Below are 18,009 nucleotides of genomic sequence, written 5' to 3'. Positions count from 1 at the left end.
AATCAACGAGTCAACGACGCCGTACAAAAGAACCCGGAGCACATCAATGAGCACTCCCCAACAGCCCGCCACCCCGCCGCAAACGGCGAACAACGGCAAACGCAAGCGCATGATGACGCTGCTCGTCATCGTGATCCTGATTGCCGCGGTCGCGTACGGCCTGTACTACTTCCTCGTCGCGCGCTTTCATGAAGACACCGACGACGCTTACGTGAGCGGCAACGTCGTGCAGATCACGCCGCAGGTCACGGGCACCGTGATCGCGGTGAACGCCGACGACACACAGGTCGTCAAGGCCGGCGACCCGCTCGTCGTGCTCGATCCGGCCGACGCGCGCGTCGCGCTCGAACAGGCCGAGGCCAATCTCGCGCAGGTGGTGCGCCAGGTGCGCGGCCTGTTCGCCGACGACAGCCAGTACGAAGCGCAGGTCGCGGCGCGCCAGGCCGATCTGTCGCGCGCCGAGGACGACCTCAAGCGCCGTCTGGCCGTCGCGCAAACCGGCGCGGTGTCGCAGGAAGAAATCTCGCATGCCCGCGATTCCGTGAAAACCGCCCAGGCCGCGCTCGACGCCGCCAAACAGCAACTGGCGGCAAACCACGCGCTGACCGCGAACACCACGATCACCGATCACCCGAACGTGCAGGCCGCCGCCGCGAAGGTTCGCGACGCGTATCTGAACAACGCGCGCAACACGCTGCCGGCGCCGGTCACGGGCTACGTCGCGAAGCGCTCGGTGCAGGTCGGCCAGCGCGTCTCGCCGGGCACGCCGCTGATGGCGATCGTGCCGCTGCACGACGTGTGGGTCGACGCGAACTTCAAGGAAGTGCAGCTCAAGCATATGCGCATCGGCCAGCCGGTCGAACTGACGGCCGACGTGTACGGTTCGTCGGTGCCGTATCACGGCAAGGTGGTCGGCTTCTCGGCCGGCACGGGTTCGGCGTTCTCGCTGCTGCCGGCGCAGAATGCGACCGGCAACTGGATCAAGGTCGTGCAGCGTCTGCCGGTGCGTATCGCGCTCGATCCGCAGGAACTCGAAAAGCACCCGCTGCGCATCGGTCTGTCGATGCAGGCTGACGTCGACATCAAGGACGAGACCGGCGGCCAGCTCGGCCAGGCACCGACCACGGCCTACCAGACCAATGTCTTCGACAAGTACGGCGACGAAGCCGATGCGGTCATCGCACGCATCATCGCGGAAAACGCGGGGCCGAATGCGAACGGCGGTGCGCAGAAGTCGACGGTGCAAAACGGCGGCGCGGCCGCCCAGCCGACGGCGAAGAAGGGCTAAGGAACAGCTAAAACTCCGCGCGACGATTCATAGAAGGCTTTTTCAATGGCTCAGGCTCAGGCGCAAGTCCCTCACCCGCCGCTCGAGGGCGCGCAACTGGTGATCGGCACCATCGCGGTGTCGCTCGCCGTGTTCATGAACGTGCTCGACACGTCGATCGCGAACGTGTCGATCCCGTCGATTTCCGGCGACCTCGGCGTATCGTCGGACCAGGGCACGTGGGTCATCACGTCGTTCGCGGTCGCCAACGCGATCTCGGTGCCGCTGACTGGCTGGCTCACCGACCGCATCGGCCAGGTGCGCCTCTTCATGGCGTCGATCGTGCTGTTCGTGATCTCGTCATGGATGTGCGGACTCTCGCCGAACCTGCCGTTCCTGCTCGCCTCGCGCGTCTTGCAAGGCGCGGTGGCCGGTCCGATGATTCCGCTGTCGCAAACGCTGCTGCTCGCGAGCTATCCGCGCGCGAAGGCGCCGATGGCGTTGTCGATGTGGGCCATGACCACGCTGATTGCGCCGGTCGCCGGCCCGATTCTCGGCGGCTGGATTTCCGACAATATCTCGTGGCCGTGGATCTTCTACGTCAACATTCCGGTCGGCGCGATCGCGGCCGCCGCGACATGGATGATCTTCCGCAACCGCGATTCGGTCATCAGGAAGGCGCCGATCGACGGCGTCGGCCTCGGCCTGCTGATCGTCTGGGTCGGCTCGCTGCAGGTGATGCTCGACAAGGGCAAGGACCTCGACTGGTTCTCGTCGACGACGATCGTCGTGCTCGCGCTCGTTGCCGTGATCGCGCTCGCGTTCTTCATCGTATGGGAGTTGACGGCCGAGCATCCGGTGGTCGACCTGTCGCTCTTCAGCCGGCGTAATTTCACGGGCGGCACGGTCGCGCTGTCGATCGGCTACGGGCTCTACTTCGGCAATCTCGTGCTACTGCCGCTGTGGCTGCAAACCGATCTCGGCTACACCGCAACCGAGGCCGGACTCGTGATGGCGCCCGTCGGACTGTTCGCGATCCTGCTCTCGCCGATCACCGGCAAGGTTCTGCCGCGCACCGATCCGCGCTATATCGCGACGCTGTCGTTCCTGATATTCGCGCTGTGCTTCTGGATGCGCTCGCGTTATACGACCGGCGTCGATACGTGGTCGCTGACGCTGCCGACGCTGATTCAAGGCATCGGCATGGCCGGCTTCTTCATCCCGCTCGTGTCGATCACGCTGTCGGGTCTGCCGGGTCATCGCATTCCGGCGGCATCGGGTCTGTCGAACTTCGTGCGGATCATGTGCGGCGGCATCGGCACCTCGATCTTCCAAACCGCGTGGGATCACCGCACGATCACGCATCACGCGCGGCTGACCGCGCAGGCGAACGTGTACAACCCGGTGTTCGATCAGTCGATGCAGCAGATGGGTAGCGCGGGCTTCAGCCAGGCGCAGACCTACGGCCTCTTCAACAACATGGTCTCGCAGCAGGCCGCGCAACTCGGCGTGAACGATCTGTTCTTCACTTCAGCCGGCATTTTCGTCGCACTGATCGCGCTGATCTGGATCACACGGCCGGAGCGGGCGGGCGGCGATGCCGGCGCGGCAGCGGCCGCGGCGCACTGAGGTTTCGTAACGGTTCGGCAACGTAAGCAGGACGGCATGAAGTCGCTGCGCTTCCGGATCAGACATCACGCGTTACGCGAGCCTAGCTCCCGGTCGTCACCACCAGGCGTTCGGGCGCCAGCACGCCTTCGCCCTGTTTCGCGACGCCGAGGAGCCGCCCCTGTGCCGCGTACACCCTCACGCGCGGCGCGTTCGCGGCGTCGGCGCCAATCGTCAACGACGACAGCTTCAGGCGCTGGCCGTGCAGAAAGCGACGCGTGTCGTCTTCGTTCAGGTGGACCTCGGGAAACGTCGACAGCAACGCATCGACCGGTTGCAGCCATCCGTCTCGCTCGGCTTGCGTCGCGTCGGACAAGGCATCGAGCGTAACCGCGTGTTCGAGCGTCAGCGCGCCGACGCCCGTGCGCCGCAGCGCAACCAGATGCGCGCCACAACCGAGCGCTTCGCCGATATCCTCGGCCAGCGTGCGCACATAGGTGCCCTTGCTGCACGTCACGCGAAACGTCACATCGGGCAGCGCGCACGCGATCAGTTCGAGCGCATGGATCGTCACCTGACGCCCTTCGCGCGCGACCGTCTGCCCGGCCCGCGCGTATTCGTAGAGCGGCTTGCCGTCGCGTTTGAGCGCCGAATACATCGGCGGCACCTGGACGATATCGCCAATAAAGCGCGCCAAGGCCACCCGCACTGCCGCTTCGTCGCAGGTCACGGCGCGCGTGTCGAGCGCTTCGCCTTCAGCGTCGCCGGTGGTCGTGCGAATGCCGAGGCGCATCGTGGCCTCGTAGGTTTTGTCGGCTTCGAGCAGGTCTTGCGAAAACTTGGTGGCCTCGCCGAAACACAGCGGCAGCAGACCGGTCGCGAGCGGGTCGAGCGTGCCGGTATGGCCCGCCTTTTTCGCCAGATAGAGACGCTTCGCGCGAATCAGGGCGTCGTTGCTCGACAGCCCGATCGGCTTGTCGAGCAGCAGCACGCCGTCGAGCGCGCGACGCGGCACGCGGGGGCGTTGAGGTGCAGTCATGTCAGTGAGGCAAAGACTTCGAGGAATACGAAACGGCGCCGGGCGCTACGGCGAACACCGCGGCACGGGACACGCTCAGTCGTCTTTCGCGCGCGTGGCGTTCGCCTCGTCGATCAGACGCGACATCTCGACGGCGCGCTCGATCGTTTTGTCGTAATGGAAATGCAGCGTCGGCACCGTATGGATATGCAGGCGCTTGAACAGCATGTTGTGCAGATGGCCCGCCGCATGACTGAGCGCTTCGAGCGTCTGCTGCGGGTCACCGGTCAGCGTCGTGAAGTAGACCTTCGCGTGCGCATAGTCTGGCGTCAGCTCGACGCTCTGAATCGTGACGATGCCGATGCGCGGGTCCTTGACCTCGCGCAGCAACTCCGACAGGTCGCGCTGGATCTGGTCGGCGATCTGCACGTTGCGATTGGGAGAAGAACGTTTTTTAGGCATGGTGTTGATGATCCGCGTTGACGGATACAAAAAATGGTTCGCGCGGTCGCGCAACGGCGGCCTCAAAAACAACGGGCGGAGCGGGCGTTAAAGCCCGCTCCGCCCGTTGTGCCGTGTCGCGTGAATTACAGCGTACGCGCGACTTCGGTGACCTCGAACACTTCGAACTGATCGCCTTCGACGATATCGTTGAAGTTCTTGATCGACATACCGCACTCGAAGCCCTGACGGACTTCCTTGACGTCGTCCTTGAAGCGCTTGAGCGAATCGAGCTCGCCCGTGAAGATGACGACGTTGTTGCGCAGCACACGCACCGACGACGAGCGCTTGACGAAACCGTCCGTGACCATACAGCCGGCCACCGCGCCGACCTTCGGCACCTTGAAGACCTGGCGCACTTCGACCGTGCCCGTCACGACTTCGCGCTTCTCCGGCGCCAGCATGCCCGACATGGCCGCCTTCACCTCATCCACTGCGTCATAGATGATGTTGTAGTAGCGAATGTCGACGCCGTTGGATTCCGCGAGCTTGCGAGCCTGCGCATCCGCACGGGTGTTGAAGCCTATGATGACCGCCTTCGACGCCGTTGCCAGGTTGACGTCCGACTCGCTGATGCCGCCGACCGCGCCGTGCACGATCTGCACGCGCACTTCGTCGGTGGAGAGCTTCTGCAGCGACTGGACCAGCGCTTCCTGCGAGCCCTGCACGTCGGCCTTGACGATGAGCGGCATGTACTGCACTTCGCCTTCGCCCATCTGCTCGAGCATGTTTTCGAGCTTCGCGGCCTGCTGCTTCGCGAGCTTGACGTCGCGGAACTTGCCCTGACGGAACAGCGCGACTTCACGCGCCTTGCGATCGTCCGGCATGACGATGACTTCTTCCCCGGCCTGCGGCACTTCCGACAGCCCCTGGATTTCGACCGGGATCGACGGGCCAGCGGACTTGGTCGGCTTGCCGGTTTCGTCGAGCATGGCACGCACGCGGCCGTAGGCACTGCCCGCGAGCACGACGTCGCCACGGTTCAGCGTACCCGACTGCACGAGGATCGTGGCCACCGGGCCCTTACCCTTGTCGAGCTTCGCTTCGATGACGAGACCCTTGGCCGGTGCTTCGACCGGTGCCTTCAGTTCCAGCACTTCGGCCTGCAGCAGCACGTTTTCGAGCAGATCGTCGATGCCCGCGCCGGTTTTCGCCGACACCGGCACGAACGGCGAATCGCCGCCGTATTCTTCCGGCACGACACCTTCCGCGACGAGCTCCTGCTTCACGCGCTCGAGGTTCGCATCCGGCTTGTCGATCTTGTTGATCGCGACGACGAGCGGCACGCCGCCGGCCTTCGCGTGGGAAATCGCTTCCTTCGTCTGCGGCATCACGCCGTCGTCGGCGGCCACGACCAGAATCACGATGTCGGTGGCCTTCGCACCGCGTGCACGCATTGCCGTAAAAGCTTCGTGACCTGGCGTGTCGAGGAACGTGATGACGCCGCGCGGCGTTTCGACGTGGTAAGCGCCGATGTGCTGCGTAATGCCGCCCGCTTCGCCCGCCGCCACCTTCGCGCGGCGGATGTAGTCGAGCAGCGAGGTCTTGCCGTGGTCGACGTGACCCATCACGGTGACGACCGGCGGACGCGGCAGCGCTTCGGCATCGCTCACTTCGCCTTCGACCAGCATCGCTTCCGGATCGTCCAGCTTCGCCGCGACCGCGTGGTGGCCCAGTTCCTCGACGATGATCATCGCCGTTTCCTGGTCCAGCATCTGGTTGATCGTGACCATCTGGCCGAGCTTCATCATCACCTTGATGACTTCCGACGCCTTCACCGCCATCTTGTGCGCGAGATCGGCAACGGTGATAGTTTCCGGCACGTGCACTTCACGCACGATCGGCTCGGTCGGCGCCTGGAACGTGGTGGACTGTTCCTGATGCTTGCCGCGGCCCTTCGGACCGCCGCGCCAGCCGCGATCGACGCCACCGCTCGAATCGCCGCGCGTCTTGATGCCGCGGCGCTTCGCTGCGTCGTCCTGCCAGCTGCCGCTCTTGCCGCCGCCGGGCTTTTTCTTGTCGCCGGCGGACGGAGCGCTCGTGGTCGAGGCCGGCGCCGCGGCTGCCGGCTTTTTCGCAGCCGGACGGGCCGGCGCTTCGCCTGCCGGACGGGCCGGCTTGTGCAGCGTGCCCTTCGCTTCGGCGGCCTTGGCCGGCTCGACGGGCTTCGGTGCTGGTTCCGGCGCCTTCACCTGCGCCTTGCGCGGCGTGTTCATCATTTCGCGAATCGCGCGCGCTTCGGCTTCCGCCGCCGCGCGGCGCTTGGCGATTTCTTCCTGCTCGGCACGCGCTTTCTCGGCGGCCTGACGCGCGGCGTCTTCCGCTTTTTTCGCGGCTTCGCGTTGCGCAGCACGTTCCGCCGCCGCGCGTTCGTCGTCCTGCTCGCTGCCCTTCGCGGCAACCGGCTCCGCAGCCTGTGCCGCCTGCTGGGCCTTCTCGCGAGCCGCCGCTTCGGCCACAGCCGCCGCGCGCTTCTTCGCCTCTTCTTCCGCGCGCTGACGCTCGGCTTCCGCAGCCTGCTCGCGCGCCTGGCGCTCGGCCTCTTCGCGTTCGAGCTGTTCCTGGCGAGCTTTCAGTTCCTGCGCCTGCTTTTCGAGCAGTTCGGCCTCGTGACGCGCTTCCTCTTCACGACGCTGAAGTTCGAGATCTTCGGCATCCGAACTCTCGGCCACATGATTCGATGCATCCCCGCCTTCCGCGACGGTCTCGTCGCGGCGGACGAACGTGCGCTTCTTGCGCACCTCGACCTGAATGGTGCGAGCTTTGCCCGTCGCATCGGACTGCTTGATCTCCGACGTATGCCGGCGCGTCAGCGTGATCTTGCGCTTGTCGGCATCGTTCGAGCCATGCGACTTGCGCAAGTGATCGAGCAGACGCGCCTTGTCCGCCTCGGACAGGTTGTCGTCTTCGCTCACCTTCTGGACGCCCGCTGCCTGCAGCTGCTCGAGCAGCACGCCAGCAGGCATTTTCAGTTCCGCGGCAAATTGGGCTACGTTGTTACTCGCCATTCATTCCTCTTAATGCAAGGACCGATTCCTTGCGGTTAGCATCGGGTCATGCGGCCTCGCGGCCGCGTTCAATTCAGTGCGCCATGGTCATTTCTCACTGGAACCAGTGTTCACGTGCTTTCATGATCAACGCCTTAGCGGCATCCTCTTCCATTCCGGTCATCTCGACCAGTTCATCCACGGCCAGCTCGGCGAGTTCGTCGCGCGTCTGAACCTGATGTTCGGCCAGCTTCGCGAGCAGGTCGGCGTCCATGCCGTCCAGGCTCTTCAGGTCGAGCGCTACATTTTCGACCTTTTCTTCGTTCGCGATCGCCTGCGTCAGCAATGCGTCGCGCGAGCGGTTACGGAGTTCGTGAACGGTGTCTTCGTCGAATGCCTCGATTTCGAGCATTTCGTTGAGCGGCACGTAGGCGATCTCTTCGAGGCTCGTGAAGCCTTCGTCGATCAGGATGTCGGCGACTTCCTCGTCGACATCGAGACGCGCCATGAACAGGTCGCGCAGAACGCCGCGCTCCTGATTCTGCTTCTGCGCAGATTCGTCCGGCGTCATGATGTTGATCTGCCAGCCGGTGAGTTCGCTGGCAAGACGCACGTTCTGGCCGCTGCGGCCGATCGCGACCGCGAGTTCGTTCTCGTCGACGACGACGTCCATCGAATGTTTTTCTTCATCGACGACGATCGACTGCACGGCTGCCGGCGCGAGAGCGCCGATCACGAACTGGGCGGGGTCTTCCGACCATAGCACGATGTCGACGTTTTCGCCACCGAGCTCATTACGGACGGCCTGCACGCGCGAGCCGCGAATGCCGACACAGGTGCCGATCGGATCGATGCGCTTGTCATAGGCGACCACGCCGATCTTCGCGCGCACGCCCGGATCGCGAGCGGCGGCCTTGATCTCGAGCAAACCCTGCTCGATTTCCGGCACTTCCATCTCGAACAGCTTCATCAGGAATTCGGGCGCCGTGCGCGACAGCTCGATCTGCGGACCACGCGCGGTGCGGTCGACCTTGGCGATATAGGCGCGCACGCGGTCGCCCACGCGCAGGTTTTCCTTCGGAATCAGCTGGTCGCGGCGCAGCAACGCTTCGACACGGCCCGATTCGACGATGAAGTTGCCCTTGTCGAGGCGCTTCACCGAGCCGGTCATGATGTGCTCACCGCGCTCGAGGAAGTCGTTCAGGATCTGCTCGCGTTCGGCGTCGCGCACCTTCTGCAGGATCACCTGCTTGGCGGCCTGCGCGCCGATACGGCCGAATTCGATCGACGGCACCGGTTCTTCGATGAACTCGTCGAGCTGGATATTGGGCTGCTGCTCGCGAGCCTCGAACAGCAGGATTTCCTGATCCGGCTCCTGCAGCCCGGCTTCGTCCGGCACCACCTTCCAGCGGCGAAACGTTTCGTGCTCGCCGCTTTCACGGTCGATATGGACGCGGATATCCGCATCTTCTTCGAAGAGTTTCTTGGAGGCCGAAGCGAGAGCCGCTTCGAGCGCGGCAAATACCACGTCCTTATCGACATTCTTCTCGCGTGCCAGCGCATCCACCAGCATCAACACTTCGCGACTCATTGTTTGCGGCTCCTAAAGTCAACTTTCGGAACAAGGCGCGCCTTGTCCATGTCCGCGAGCGTGAAATCGAGCATCGCGGCGCCTTCTTTTCCTTCAAATTCCAGACCGATCGTCTCGCCTTGCGGAGCATGCAGAATGCCCCGGTACGATTTCCGTCCGTCCAATGGCTTTTTCAGTGTGATTACCGCCTCGCTGCCCGCGAAGCGCTCAAAATCCGCCAGTTTTTTCAGCGGGCGGTCGAGACCCGGCGACGACACTTCAAGCCGCTCATAATCGATATTTTCGACCGTCAGAACGTGCTGGAGCTGACGCGTGACCTTCTCGCAGTCTTCGATCGCGATGCCGGCCGGCTGGTCGATATAGATACACAACATGCCGCGCCCGGTGCGCTCGAGATCGACGAGCTCGTAGCCGAGTCCCACGACCGTGGTTTCAATCAGTTCCGTCAGTTGCACAGTGCCCTCTTAGATGTTCGCGCAGCGAGCCTCGCGCCTCTTCAGCAAACAACCAATGCGGGCCGCGCGCCAAGCCGGCGCACGTTCGTGCGAACCCGAGATGCCGAACCACGCTGAAGTAAGCGGCAAAAAAAAATGGGCTGAACGCCCATCATCTTGTTGCCGGTGGTCGCACCTGAGCCGCACATGAAAAACCGTACGCCCAGCGACTCCGCGATTGTAGCCATTTTTCGGCCCAAACGCAATCCGCCGAACGCTGCACGGCGCGCATTTCCGCTTGATTTAATAGGAATCTTTGGGAAAAGCGGCGGCAAGATCGGGCTTTTACGGAACGGCCCGTATTGCCTCAAACAGCACCCGGACGAATCTCGCCGTTGAGTTTGGGCGACTCGTCCCGCATTGATTCGCGCCGCGGTTTCGCGCGCATTCCCAAATCCGAAAGACCTGCTGAGCGCGGCCAATGGCGAGCCGGAAAAACCGCTAAAAACGAGTCACGGCTCGCTGTCGTGCGCAAACGGCGTCGCTTGCCGAAGGGATCGATCAAGCGCCCGACGCTGTCGATGGCAGCATGACCGCCATCCGCTGATTACCTGGGGACAGCCGCCTTGCCTCGTTCAAGCAGGCGGCCGCCCCAACCACCACGAGAAACTCCGCTTAGCGGCCGCGCGAACGGCCGCGTGCCGTACCGCCACCGTTGCCACGATTTGCGCCGCCCGCCCCTGTGTTGCCGCCGCCGCGATTGCCGCCCGGTGCGCGATTGCCCGTGTTACCGGGAGCGGCACGCTTGCCGCCCGGGCGGGCGCGATTGCCGTTGGGCGACGGCGCACGATTGCCGTCGACATCGCGGCCGCGCTGACCGCCGGCACCGCGGTTGCCGTAGCCGGTACCGGCACCGCCGCCCATACCCGTACCGAAGCCGCCGCCCGCCGCACCCCGGCGGCCCTGACCGCGCGGCTGCTGCTCGAAGCGGCTATGCGACATCAGCACCGGCTCGCGGTTGATGAAGCCCATCGACGTCTGCATCGGGTCCGGCTGCCGGCGCTCCGGCGCCGCATTGCGGCCACCGCGCTCCTCGCTCGGCGCCTTCAGGCCGACCGACGCCATCAGCGCGCGCACCTGGTTGTCGTCGAGTTCCTCCCAGCGGCCGCGTTTCAGCCCCTTCGGCAGCGAGATCGGGCCGTGGCGCGTGCGGATCAGCCGGCTGACCATCAGCCCGGCTGCCTCGAACATACGGCGCACCTCGCGGTTACGCCCTTCGGCAAGCGCGACGTGATACCAGTGATTGGTGCCTTCGCCGCCGCCATCGCGGATGCGCAGGAAATTCGCCGGACCGTCCTCGAGCTCGACGCCGTGCAGCAGCTTCTGGCGCATGCCTTCCGCGAGTTCGCCGACCACCCGCACCGCGTACTCGCGCTCGACGCTGTAGCGCGGATGCATGAAGCGGTTCGCGAGATCGCCCGAGGTGGTCAGCATCAGCAGACCTTCGGTGTTGAAGTCGAGACGGCCGACGGCGACCCACTTGGCGGTCTTCATCGGCGGGAGTTTGTCGAACACCGACGGACGGCCTTCCGGGTCCGCGTGGCTGACGATTTCGCCGGTCGGTTTGTGGTACAGCAGCACGCGCGGCGGCTTGCTCGCCAGCTTGCGCTTGACCGGCTTGCCGTTGATGCGAACCTGGTCGGTCGGCATGATGCGCTGGCCGATGTGCGCCGGTTCGCCGTTCACCGACACGCGGCCGGCGATGATCAGCTCTTCCATGTCGCGGCGCGAGCCCATGCCCGCTTCGGCGAGCACCTTGTGCAGCTTCGGCGCGTCGTCGTCCGGCGACAGCACGCGCTTCGGAGCAGCCGCCTTGCCTCGGCGCAGCATCGGCGCGCGCACGCCGCCGGTCGTGCTGTTGTCGGCGTCGAACGCCGGCGACGTCACGTACGAGAACAGATCGTCTTGAGCGGAATCCGCAGCCACGCTTGCGTCGGCGCCGCGACGGTTCTGGCGCTGCCCCTCGCGTTGACCCTCACGCGGCTGACGCTCGCGCTGGCCTTGCTGACCCTCGCGTTGCCCCTCTCGTTTCGCGCCGCCCGCATTGCGCCGCGCGCCCTGCTTCGCGCCCGCGTCCTTGCGCGGCATGCGCACCTGCGCGACGACCTCGCCATCCGGCGGCGCCTCGGTAACGACCGGCGCGGCCTGCATGGACGCGTTTTCGGCAGCCTTCGTCTTCGCCCCGGCGCGGCGGCGCGCGATCAGGCTGCGCGGCCCGCGACGCAGACCGCGGCGCGGACGCTCTTCGCCGTCGGCTTCCGCGCTCTGTGCCGGGCGCTCGCCCTCGCCTGCCGGCGCTTGCGGGTTGCGCGCTTCGTCGGCCCGCGCCGACGGCACGGCGCGCTCGGATTCGGACGAATCGGTGTCGTGGGTATGTGTCAAAACAACCTCAAAATGTCAGGTCGCGCGCGCCCGTTGCGGGCGCGGCAAAAAAAGTTCGGTTACGTCAGGCGCTGCGCGACTCGGTTTCGTCGTCGGTCAGAAAGCCTGCGTCCTGTGCGGCCTCACGGCGATCCTCGGAATCGTCGTGCGCCGCCTCGATCGGGTTCGGCCCGGTCGCATGCTCCGTGTTGCGAGACATGCCCGAGTCGTGCGCGAGTGCTGCCGAATCGGTCTGGGAGACCGGATCGTGATGCTGTGCAGTCCCGGCGACGCCGCTCCGCGGTACTGCGTTTGCCGTTTCGGCGTGTTCTTGAGCGGCGTTTGTGGCGTCGCTTGCTGCGGGGTTGGTTGCGTCTGTCGCGTCGTTTGTAACTTCGTTCGTGACTTCGCGTATTGCTTCGTGCGCCGCGCCAGTCTCGCCGACGGCGCCGCCCGGCCCGGCCATATCCGGACGCTGTGGCGCTTCGAATGCCGGCCCGGTCTGTGCTGCCTGGCCGGCCGGTTCCGTTTGCGCCGACTTCTGCGCCGCTTCCGGTTCGCCCGTCACGTCAGTCGCCACGGCCATTTCAACGGGCGTTACCGACTCCGACGACGGCTCGTCGCCCTCGCTCTGCGCATCGCCCGCTCCCCGCGCGGCCTCAGCCTCGCCCTCGGCGAACTCGATGGCGTGCTGGCCCAGCAGATCCGCATTCAGTTGCGCCGACGGATCGGCAAGCGGCGGCAATTCGTCGAGCGCCGTGAGTCCGAGGTCGTCGAGAAACTGGCGCGTGGTCGCGTAGAGCGCCGGACGCCCCGGCACGTCGCGATGACCGATCACTTCGATCCAGCCGCGATCCTCCAGTTGCTTGACGACCTGCGTATTCACCGTCACACCGCGAATTTCTTCGATATCGCCCCGCGTGACCGGTTGCCGGTAGGCAATGATCGCGAGCGTTTCGAGTACCGCACGCGAATATTTCGGCGGTTTTTCCGGATGCAGACGATCCAGATACGAACGCATCGCGGGCTTGCTTTGAAACCGCCAGCCCGACGCCAGCCCGACCAGCTCCACACCGCGCCCGGACCAGTCCCGCTTGAGGTCTTCGAGCAACATCCGAACGGTGTCTGCCGACACGCCATCGGCAAAGAGCTTGCGCAAATCGCCGAGCTTTAACGGCTCCTGCGCGCAGATCAAGGCAGTCTCGAGGACGATCTTCGCCTCTTGGGTATTCATGCAGCTAGGTCAGACCCTGTGGTCAAAGAACCGGATCAAACAGACGATGTGGAACTGAAGACGCGCTCGCCCGATTCTGATCGGTCATATTGATGGGAGCACGCACCGGGGGGCGGCGAACAGACTTATCGAACCTGACCCAGCCGGACGGAGCAGCGATATTCCTGAAGGGAATCGCGTGACTGAGCGCCATATTACGCAAAAACGACCGGGGCGTAAAGCCGGAATCCCCCACGTACCGTCTCGTCGCGCGCCGACGGACACGCCCGGGCGCCAAACGGATGAACGGAAACAGAAAATCCGCCGAGGCCATTTTTTTGCCGTTCGCGAGGCGTAGGCCACCGGCCGGGGGGCGGGTCTGCTGCCTACGCATTTCCGGCAGCGACCGAGGCAAAGTTCGCCGGAAGCCTCATCGATTTCCGCTCAGCTTCAGCCGCGCGCTATCCGAGCCTCAGCCCCCATTCGGCCCGGGCTTCGGGCTCAGTCGCGAAATCCCGCTCGACGCCGGAATCCGCGCCGCCAAGCCTCCGCGCTCAGGCGCCCGCGGGGCGCGCCAGAAACTTTCTCAGCCGCTCGACGCCCGCATCCAGCCGCGCCGTATCGCACGCATAGCACCAGCGCACGAAGCCCTCGCCCTGCGGCCCGAACGCGCTACCCGGCGCAATACCGAGCCCCGCCTCGCGCACCATCGCCTTGCACAGTTCGAGGCTGTGCGCCGCGCCCGGCATCGAGAAGAACAGATACATCGCGCCCAACGGCGCCTTCACGTCGACACCCGGCACCGTCGATAACGCCTGCACCAGATGATCGCGCGACGCCTTCAGGTCGCGCACCAGCTCCTGCGTGAACCGCTCGCCCTGCTCGAGCGCGGCAATGCCCGCCTGCTGGACGAACGAGGGTGCGCACGACGTGTTGTACTCGACGAGCTTGGCCAGATCGTCCATCAACGCGGCCGGCGCGACGATCCAGCCGAGCCGCCAGCCCGTCATCAGCCATGCCTTCGAGAACGAATTCACGCAGATCACACGTTCGTCGCGCGTGGCCAGATCGAGAAACGACGGCGCGGTGCGCGCGCCGTCCGCGTAATAGAGCCGCTCGTAGACCTCGTCCGCGACGATCCAGATGCCATGACGACGGCAATGCTCGAGCACGCTGCGCTGATCGTCGCGGCTCATCACCCAGCCGGTCGGATTGTTCGGCGAGTTGATCATCAGCATCTTCGTGCCGGGCGTCAGCGCGGCCAGCAATTGGCCGACGTCGAGTTGCCAGCCGCGCTCGCCATAGCCGAGCGAAACGGTTTCGACATGCGCGCCGAGAATCTTCGGAATCTCGACCAGGTTGGGCCACAGCGGCGTCACCGCGACCACGCGATCGCCGGCGCCGACCACCAGTTGCGCGGCCAGCATCAGCGCGTTGACGCCGGCGCTCGTCACCGCGACGTGATCGGCCGACGTCGCACCGTGCAGCTCGCTCACATAGCGGGCCAGCGCCGCGCGCAACGGCGCGATGCCGAGGTTATGCGTGTAGAACGTGGCACCGGCGGCCAGCGCGGCACTGGCGGCGTCGCGGATAAACGCGGGCGTGACCCGGTCGGACTCGCCGAACCAGAACGGCAGCACGTTCTCGACACCGAAACCGGCATTGGCGACTTCGCGGATTTGCGACGGACGCAGCGCGCGCACGGCGTCGCGCGCATTCGGGGTGGAGGGCACGGGCAGGTCCAATTCGCTCATCGAGGCTTCCGGATGGATGAAAGATAGCGGCTCGGGGCGCACGCGCGACAGGCGTGCCCGGCCAAGGCGGTAGTTTAGCGCGCCGTGTGGCCGGGCAGCGGCGCGGTGGCTGCGGATTGCCCGCTAGGGCAACTCCTCGGCCCGTCCCGGCAACTGCCGGATCAGGTTCCACACGGCCTCGGCCGCCGGCGACAGCGATCGATCGCGCCGCCGCACGAGCTCCACCCGGCGCTCCGCGCGCGGCACGAGCGCTCGCGCGACCAGCGACGCGCCAGCCGGCAACGGCAACGCGAGCCACGGCAATACGCTGATGCCGACGCCCGCCTCGACAAGCCCGAAGACGGTCGCGGAATGCCCGAGCTCCTGCACGACGCTGGCGTTCACGCCCTGCTCCTGCATCACGGCGTCGATGATCGGCCGGCTGCCCGAGGCATAGTCGAGCATCACGAGCCGCTCGCCGTCGAGATCCCGCCACGCGACCTGGTTGCGCGCGGCGAGCCGATGATCGTTGCGCGAGACGACGCAGAACGAGTCGGTCATCAGCGTTTCGCTGAGCAGATCGTCGTCGGTGAAAGGGCCGATGATCACGCCGAAATCGACCTCGCCCGACTTCACCTTGCGCATCACGTCGCTCTGCACGTCGTCGCGCAAGCCCAGCGTGACGTACGGAAACTGCTGCACGCACGACGCCACCACGCGCGGCATCAGCCGGCACGCGACGGTCGGGCTCGCCGCCACCACCACGCGGCCGCGCCGCTGCTCGCCGATTTCGCGGATTTCGCGCAAGGCGTCGTCGAGATCCGCGAGCAGCCGCGACACGCTCGACACGAGGTTGCCGCCGACGTCGGTCAGCTGCACCTCGCGCGTCGTACGGTCGATCAGTTTCAGGCCGATCTCGCTCTCGAGTTCGCGCACGCAGCGACTGACCGCCGACTGCGTCAGGCCGATTTCATCGCCCGCCCGGCTGAAGCTTTGCAAGCGGGCCACCTCGATGAAAACCCTGAGTTGCCGCAGCGTCACATTCATTTATCTACCTCATCAATAGCGCGATTTGATGCGCATTCTAAGGCCAAATGCAGGCGTATCGCGCCTTCGGCGGGATTCGCTGCAATGCGGCAAAAAAGGCGCAAACGCACGCTGGCCGGGCTTGACTGCACAAGATTGGTGATTGTCCCGATTTGCGAAATGGTTTTTTTGGATTCTCATACGGCCCTGGCTGGCGCCCGCACTGGCCCGCTGCCACGGGGTTTTCAGGCGATCTGAACCAGATTGGCACACTTCGTGCATGAGGAGACGCACAGGGTCGGCGCCATGACTTCTGGCCGATTAGCGGATCGTGGCGAGCCGTCCCCTTTGGCACTCGCCCTGTCGAGTGCGGAAAGAGTGCGCGGCGCGGGGCAGCGCACCGGAGTTAGCTTCGCTGAGGTGAAACATGATGCTGTTCGACGATTTGAGAGACAACGAGTGGGCGCTGGTCGAAGCTTTGTTCTGCGCCGAACCGGCGCGTAGCGAACGGCGTGGCCGGCCGCGCGTGGAAGCGCGCGCGGTGGTCAATGCCGTGCTTTGGGTGCTGTCGACGGGTGAAGGCTGGTCCAAGTTGCCGGGCCGTTATCCGTCCCCGCCGACTTGCCGCCGGCGCTTCGACGAGTGGCAGGCCGATGGCACGCTCGCGGAAATAGTCAAGCTGCTTGGCACGAGCGGCCGTGAAATTTCGCTGCGCGGCCGGATCGGGGCAACCGCCGCGAAACCGCCGGCGCCGCCGAGCCGCGATCGTCTGCGCGGCGCGTTCTGGACCAATCCGGAATCGTGGCGCGCGCCGGCCAAGATGGCCTGACGCAACACTGCCGAAACTGCCTTAATTGCCTTGCCACCGGGCGCCTGCGGGCGCCCGGTTTTTATCCGGCCGCGATCCGCATCGTGGTTCGTACGCGAGCCCGAGACTTGCCGCGGGCGCCCCGCTTCCCGCGCTCCCCTTCCTGTCTTCCTGTATCCGCTCGCGCTTACGCATAGGGAGCCTGCTTTTCCTTTCCGTCCACCGCCAGGCGCGCCTCGTCCCGCGCCGTCTCCGGCAGATACGCCGGGCCACGAACGGCTCCGGGTGAAACATCCATTTACTATTAATTACAGCGCGCTTTCGCGACCCGGCCTACCTTTGTAGCTATGCAAACAGGCCTTGACTCCAGGGGCTTGAGGGGGACCTCAGCATGAAACCAATGTCCGTGCTTGTGTGTGGCATTGTGATTTCAGCGATGGCCGCACCAGCAGTCGCTCAACAGCATCCGCAGGGATGGAACTGGCGGCCGGACCGGCCGGCCACGCTCGAAGCATGGCAGCACGGCGATGCGCGCAACCGCGACTTCACACCGCCCGTGCCGCGCGGCGACTTGCGCGGCGATATCGCCAGCAATGTGCGGGCGCGGCCCGATGCTCAACGCGACGATCAATCGCGACGTCGTTAGTCGTGCATGGATCGGCGTCCGGCCCGTGGGCGGCGGGGCCGATCGCATGAAGTCGTATCCCGATCGAATCATCGGGGAACCACCGGGCGCCGGGCGCAGTCTGATTCAACGCCATTAGCACAGCGTGGCAGTAGTAATTCCGGTACGCCCGTATCTTCGCGATACGGGCTTTTTTTCGCGCACGCGCAACGGCATCGCGCAAGCGCGCCGGAGGTTCATCGAGGAATGGAAGCAGCGGATCACCACCTGCCGTGCGATGCGGCCGGTCAGCGGAAGAAACCGCCCGCCGAGGAAACGATGGACCTATGCGGACGTTACACGAGCAATGGCAAACAACCGGCGCACATTGCGCCTGAGGGAACGATGAACCTAATTCCGGGCTTCGAGCGTCGCGGCGGACTGCGGTTCGGCCGCGGCGAGCACATAGTCGTTCATGCGCTGCGCGGTCCACGTGAGCATCCGCTCGTCGTGCTCGAGCCTTGCGAATTCGGCTCTGCCCCGCTCGGTGAGCACGGCGATGTCGACGGGGGCATGAAACCCCGGCGCCGGCGCGACGGTGCGCTGTCGAACGGTATCCATCAGACCCAGCGCGCGAAGATACTGGAAAACACCAGGCCTTCTGGCCCAGGGAACCTGACGATATTGCGCTCGCCGCAGCGCTTCAAGTACAGCTTCGTTGGAATACGTTGTCATCTCACTTCTTTCTTAAAGTGCAGCCATGACACATCCATGCCAACACGTCACCGCGCCACTGGT

The 18,009-nt window shown here is 65.2% G+C and carries 14 protein-coding genes; 4 read left to right on the top strand and 10 right to left on the bottom strand.

All coding sequences use genetic code 11. From position 1 onward, the window contains the following. Window positions 1–46 precede the first annotated feature (46 nt). Together F3J20_RS23410 and F3J20_RS23405 are read left to right on the top strand one after the other, a co-directional pair. Window positions 47–1,288, top strand: a complete 1,242-nt coding sequence (locus F3J20_RS23410; RefSeq protein WP_167040175.1) for an EmrA/EmrK family multidrug efflux transporter periplasmic adaptor subunit — start codon at window positions 47–49, stop codon at window positions 1,286–1,288. A gap of 45 nt (window positions 1,289–1,333) precedes the next feature. Continuing rightward, window positions 1,334–2,896, top strand: a complete 1,563-nt coding sequence (locus F3J20_RS23405) for a DHA2 family efflux MFS transporter permease subunit (RefSeq protein WP_167040177.1) — start codon at window positions 1,334–1,336, stop codon at window positions 2,894–2,896. Between the two features lie 82 nt (window positions 2,897–2,978). Here F3J20_RS23405 and truB read toward each other — a convergent pair whose 3' ends face one another. From truB to F3J20_RS23360, 9 genes are all read right to left on the bottom strand, one after another. Next, a complete protein-coding gene (truB, locus tag F3J20_RS23400; RefSeq protein WP_167284657.1) occupies window positions 2,979–3,914 on the bottom strand; it encodes a tRNA pseudouridine(55) synthase TruB in 936 nt (311 codons plus the stop codon). A 75-nt stretch (window positions 3,915–3,989) separates the two neighbouring features. Continuing rightward, entirely contained in the window at window positions 3,990–4,355 is a 366-nt protein-coding gene (gene rbfA, locus F3J20_RS23395) for a 30S ribosome-binding factor RbfA (protein ID WP_167040181.1), read from the bottom strand. Window positions 4,356–4,480: 125 nt separating this feature from the next. After that, window positions 4,481–7,402 carry a translation initiation factor IF-2 gene (gene infB / locus F3J20_RS23390; protein WP_167284656.1) on the bottom strand — a complete coding sequence of 974 codons (2,922 nt, stop codon included), beginning with the start codon at window positions 7,400–7,402 and terminating at the stop codon, window positions 4,481–4,483. 94 nt (window positions 7,403–7,496) lie between these two features. Further along, window positions 7,497–8,972 carry a transcription termination factor NusA gene (nusA, locus tag F3J20_RS23385; protein ID WP_167040185.1) on the bottom strand — a complete coding sequence of 492 codons (1,476 nt, stop codon included), beginning with the start codon at window positions 8,970–8,972 and terminating at the stop codon, window positions 7,497–7,499. Beyond that, complete coding sequence (gene rimP, locus F3J20_RS23380) at window positions 8,969–9,427, bottom strand: ribosome maturation factor RimP (RefSeq protein ID WP_006052964.1); 459 nt, start codon at window positions 9,425–9,427, stop codon at window positions 8,969–8,971. The genes nusA and rimP overlap by 4 nt, the downstream gene beginning before the upstream one ends. Window positions 9,428–10,081: 654 nt before the next feature. After that, window positions 10,082–11,848 carry a 23S rRNA pseudouridine(2605) synthase RluB gene (rluB, locus tag F3J20_RS23375; RefSeq protein ID WP_167284655.1) on the bottom strand — a complete coding sequence of 589 codons (1,767 nt, stop codon included), beginning with the start codon at window positions 11,846–11,848 and terminating at the stop codon, window positions 10,082–10,084. 64 nt (window positions 11,849–11,912) lie between these two features. Next, window positions 11,913–13,061: an SMC-Scp complex subunit ScpB gene (scpB, locus tag F3J20_RS23370; protein WP_167284654.1), complete on the bottom strand. Its 1,149-nt coding sequence runs from the start codon at window positions 13,059–13,061 to the stop codon at window positions 11,913–11,915. Window positions 13,062–13,594: 533 nt separating this feature from the next. Then, window positions 13,595–14,794, bottom strand: coding sequence for a pyridoxal phosphate-dependent aminotransferase (locus F3J20_RS23365; RefSeq protein ID WP_167040191.1), 1,200 nt, complete (start codon window positions 14,792–14,794; stop codon window positions 13,595–13,597). Between the two features lie 123 nt (window positions 14,795–14,917). After that, the gene (locus F3J20_RS23360; RefSeq protein WP_167040193.1) at window positions 14,918–15,820 is read right to left on the bottom strand and encodes a LysR family transcriptional regulator; all 903 of its coding nucleotides are present in this window, start codon (window positions 15,818–15,820) and stop codon (window positions 14,918–14,920) included. Window positions 15,821–16,226: 406 nt separating this feature from the next. Between F3J20_RS23360 and F3J20_RS23355 the strand changes: the two genes are divergently transcribed. Together F3J20_RS23355 and F3J20_RS23350 are read left to right on the top strand one after the other, a co-directional pair. Continuing rightward, on the top strand, window positions 16,227–16,628 hold the full coding sequence (locus tag F3J20_RS23355; RefSeq protein WP_167284653.1) for a transposase: 402 nt from the start codon (window positions 16,227–16,229) through the stop codon (window positions 16,626–16,628). Between the two features lie 370 nt (window positions 16,629–16,998). Next, entirely contained in the window at window positions 16,999–17,253 is a 255-nt protein-coding gene (locus tag F3J20_RS23350; protein WP_167040197.1) for a hypothetical protein, read from the top strand. Between the two features lie 369 nt (window positions 17,254–17,622). Here F3J20_RS23350 and F3J20_RS23345 read toward each other — a convergent pair whose 3' ends face one another. After that, on the bottom strand, window positions 17,623–17,946 hold the full coding sequence (locus F3J20_RS23345) for a hypothetical protein (protein ID WP_167040199.1): 324 nt from the start codon (window positions 17,944–17,946) through the stop codon (window positions 17,623–17,625). Between the last annotated feature and the right edge of the window lie 63 nt (window positions 17,947–18,009).

The organism is Paraburkholderia sp. Cy-641 (genome assembly GCF_011752945.1).
GTDB lineage: Bacteria > Pseudomonadota > Gammaproteobacteria > Burkholderiales > Burkholderiaceae > Paraburkholderia.
This window is presented reverse-complemented; position numbering and strand designations above follow the sequence as displayed.